This window comes from Rothia nasisuis, from assembly GCF_928381405.1.
GTDB lineage: Bacteria > Actinomycetota > Actinomycetes > Actinomycetales > Micrococcaceae > Rothia > Rothia nasisuis.
The window spans coordinates 1-1111 of sequence record NZ_CAKMSB010000034.1 but is presented as its reverse complement, the minus strand read 5'-3'; the positions used below and the strand labels follow the sequence as shown (position 1 = coordinate 1111).

The following is a 1111-nucleotide window of genomic DNA, read 5'->3' as shown; positions in this document are numbered from 1 at the left end:
GCTAGTTCCGAACCAAACAGTCGCGCAACCCCAGCTTTCAAACGCACCCAAGGTAACCACATATTCTTCTCCTTCTAATCGTGCATCGGGCCAACATAATCTGCTTCTAAAGCAGGATCAAGGTCATGGGGTGCCTCAACGTAAATCTGCTCACCACCACCAGGAACATACATTGGCTGCCCATCAACAGTGAAACCATGCTGAGGCCCAGCAACACCACGATACATCGGAACGCCCTCAGGCAGGTGAGTACTAAAGACAGAGTTCTGAATGGATAAATCTCCAGGACCACCAGTTTTTGGGTTGACCCACCTATCTGGCAGAGCCAAGTCACGTTTAGCAGCACTCACCGAGAACTCAGGCTGCGCAGTCCAATAAGACCCAGTCCTATAACCGTTGATGTCTCCTGCTCTATACACAGCAGAATCACCACCACGCGCATACGACGGGCGATACAAAGGAGCCTGCAACCCCGTCCCAGGAACACCCACCTGCGTGAAATTCTTAGCATGATTCCCCGAAAGACCAGTTAGCCACCGAGGCTGGTACCCCATAATACCCCCAGGAGTCATACCAGCTAAAGTATTCACGCCCATAGACTGGGCGTACCCTTCCATAGTATGGGGACCGTCAGAAAGTGAATACTCAACAGCACCACTAACAGCACCTTCTCCACCGCCTGAGGCGGCACCTGCCACAGCACGATGCCACCGGTTTGTGAAACCAGTAGTGGCGCGGGCAGCAACAGTTTTACCGGCGAATTGACGAGTAATCAATGCGCCAGTGCCTCCACCAACAAAACCAGTTGCGAATCCAATAGCGCCTTCTTTGGCGACTTCTGCCCAGTTTACTGAGCCGTTTTGGTATTTCTGGATGGCCGTTGATGCTCCTGCTGATATCAGGCCGCTGGAGGCAGCCAGGATTGCTAATCCTGCTGGGCCGCCTACACCCGTGAACATGAGTGCCACACCAGCAACCACCATGGCCCCAGCAGCAACATACTCCCAGTTATCAGCAACCCAATCACCAGCATCAGCAAGCGCGCCCTGATTAGCCTCACGATAAGCAGCCAAATCAGCATCCGTAGCAGGCCGCAACCCCCACGGATCAC

1 protein-coding gene is annotated in these 1111 nt (G+C 53.7%); it reads right to left on the bottom strand.

Going from position 1 to position 1111, the window contains the following annotated elements; genetic code table 11:
* Window positions 1-74: 74 nt before the first annotated feature.
* On the bottom strand, window positions 75-1111 hold a 1037-nt coding region (locus L6966_RS11910), incomplete at its 5' end, for a hypothetical protein (RefSeq protein WP_237233458.1).